A 2,660-nucleotide genomic window follows, 5' to 3' on the forward strand; every position below is an offset into this window, starting at 1 on the left:
TGACCGCGCAGATGGCACGGCGCCTCAGCACGATCCAGGCAATTCGCGACAACCAGAAGAGTGCCGAGCCGGCCTACGCGGAGACGACCGCGCTTCCGCTTCGGCTCCGGGAGACGGCGGCGATGGCGGCGGACCTCAATCAATACTACGCGACGCGCCTCGCCCTCGAGGCTCAGATCGCCGAGAAGGAAGCGACCGACCAGCGCCTGGCCGCGAGCAGCGCGGCCCGCGAGCGCCTGCTCGCCGTGCTGCGCGAGCGCGCCGCCATGCGCGAGACCCTCGTCACGCGTTCGGCCGGGACGCGCGCGGCGGTCATCGACGCCCTCCAGCAGGTCGAGCAGGTCGCGGCCGACCTCGCCTACGACCAGGGGCAGCAGGCCGAGGCGAAAGCCGGCGTCGTGTCCCTGCAGCGCCGCATCGAGCAATTTACCAGCGAGACCATCGCCAAGCAGGCGCAATCCCTCACCGAGATCGCCCTTAAGGCAGACAGCCTACGCCAGGACGTGGTCAAGGCGCGGCTCCGGCGCGAGCGCATGGAGTTGCGTGCGCCCATCGACGGGACGGTGCAGCAACTCGCCGTCACCACCGTCGGCCAGGTGGTGACGGCGAGCCAGCCCCTGCTCGTTCTGGTGCCGAGCGAGGGCCCCTTCGAGGTCGAAGCCCTCGTTCTCAACACGGATATCGGCTTCGTGGCGCCCGGTCAGACCGTGACGGTGAAGGTCGATTCGTTTCCGTTCACCCGCTACGGGACCGCCGAGGGGAAGGTCGTCCGGGTCTCGCGGGACGCGGTCGACGAGCGGGACGCGAGCGGGGCGACGGACACCCTCTCGGTGGTTCGAAGCCAGGGCGTGTCCGCAGTCAACGGCACGCCGCGAACCCAGAACCTCGTTTTCCCGGTGACCGTCGAGGTCCAGAAGAACAACATCGTGGCCTCTGGCAAACCGGTCGCCCTGACACCCGGCATGACGGTGCAGGTGGAGATCCAGACCGGCACGCGCCGGGCCATCGACTACATCCTGTCACCGATCCGGGAGACCACCTCCACGGCCGGGCACGAGCGTTGACGCCGGTCGACCGATCGGCGCGGGCTGAGGCGGGGAAGCGCCCGAAGGCTTCGTCGGCCGGGAACGCGTCAGAGCGCTGCAGCGATGGAGGGCCGATGATCGCCGAGCCCGGGGATGGCCGACAGGGTGACCGCCGGCCGGGCGAATTGCGGGCTGTTGACGAGTTCCCGCGAGATGCGCTCGACCAAGACCTGGACTTTCCCCAGGCGCCGGCAGGCGGCTTCCGACGCGGCGGTTTCCTGCAGCGAGGACAGCTCGATAGCGTCGAAGGCATCGAAGAGGACCGTTCCCGATTCCCGCCATTCGGGCCGGTTCTTCAGGACTTCGCAGAGGGCCTTGATCATCCGGGCCGAGAGCATACCCGGTTCGTTGTTGTTGGTCTGGGTGACGCATTGCAGCGCGGTGATGAGCGTATCGGCCCCGTAATGCTGGTGGCAGCGGGCGATCGCCCCCACGGCCATGGTCTGGCCGGCCTTCTGCTTGTCGACGGGCACGGGGTAGCGCAGCAGCTCGACCTCGGCGCAGGCGCAGACATTGGCGATCTCGACCGCGCTCGGTTCGTTGGCGACGACGCCGGCGGCGTGCAGGGCCATGCGGGACATCGGGGTGGTGTCGCCGTTGATGGCCTTGAAGGCGGCGGCCTGCTCCTCGTGGCCCGCGATGACGACCTGACAGGGCACGGTATCGAAGCCGACGAGGGCGGCCGCAGTGGTGCGGTGCTGTCCGTCGATGATGGCGAACTTGCCGCCCTCGACCGGCGAGACGACCACGGGGGCAAAGTAGCGCCAGTTGAACTCGCGGGCGATGCGATCGACGTTGCTGCGGCCGCGGCCGCAGATCGGACGCTGGTAGCTTGGATCGACCACGAGATCGGCGATCTTAAGCCATTGCAGCATCGGCGCCGCGCCGGCGCGCGCGCCCCGAACCTCCTGGGGAAGATTCATGCACCTGACGATGTCACCAATCCCTAAATATGCGTGATGCATGGTGGTCTCGCGCACCAGGATAAGTCGATCGAAGAGCTGGCTTATGATTCAGAACGATGTTCGTTCGCAAGTCGGCCGGTTTATCTGTACCGTGTTGGCGATCTGTTTTCGATAACGTGCGGCGCGCGCGGCAGGCGCGGCCGAAGGCGAATGCTCTGGGTAGAAATCAATAACCGTCGCTTCGCGTGCGTGCCGCTTTGCTTCGATGCACGGCAGACGTCGTATCATTGACTGCGCATCTAATATCGGGACAGATCGAAACTGTACCCGCGCCGCAGAGGATTCCGGCAATGACTCCAGCAGCGGCTGCAATGGTGGGCAATACCGGATTCGTCGGCTCGAATCTCCTCGCACATCCCTCGCGGATCTTGCGGTACAAGTGTCTGTTCAATTCCAAGAACGTGAGCACGATCGGTCAGCGGCCCTACGAAGCCGTCGTCTGCAGCGCCGTACCGGCGGTCAAATGGATCGCTAACAAAGATCCGGCCGCGGACTGGGCACAGATCTCCGCCCTGCTCGCGCACCTGAAACGCGTGCGGACCGATCGCTTCATCCTGATCTCGACCGTCGACGTCTACCCCAATTCGGCGGGTAGGCCCGACGAGGGCTA

Annotated in this window: 2 protein-coding genes and 1 pseudogene; 2 read left to right on the forward strand and 1 reads right to left on the reverse strand. The window is 66.3% G+C overall.

Features of this window, described 5'->3' with window-relative positions; genetic code table 11:
* Positions 1-1,064 (forward strand): HlyD family type I secretion periplasmic adaptor subunit (locus JWQ05_RS18675; RefSeq protein ID WP_299661722.1); only part of this gene is annotated, 1,064 nt, incomplete at its 5' end.
* A 68-nt stretch (positions 1,065-1,132) separates the two neighbouring features.
* Here JWQ05_RS18675 and JWQ05_RS18680 read toward each other — a convergent pair.
* Complete coding sequence (locus JWQ05_RS18680; RefSeq protein ID WP_299661725.1) at positions 1,133-2,008, reverse strand: DUF6551 family protein; 876 nt, start codon at positions 2,006-2,008, stop codon at positions 1,133-1,135.
* A 332-nt stretch (positions 2,009-2,340) separates the two neighbouring features.
* Here JWQ05_RS18680 and JWQ05_RS18685 point away from each other — a divergent pair.
* Positions 2,341-2,660, forward strand: a pseudogene (locus JWQ05_RS18685) (NAD(P)-dependent oxidoreductase); the annotation flags it as partial.

This window comes from Methylobacterium sp., assembly GCF_028290105.1.
GTDB lineage: Bacteria > Pseudomonadota > Alphaproteobacteria > Rhizobiales > Beijerinckiaceae > Methylobacterium.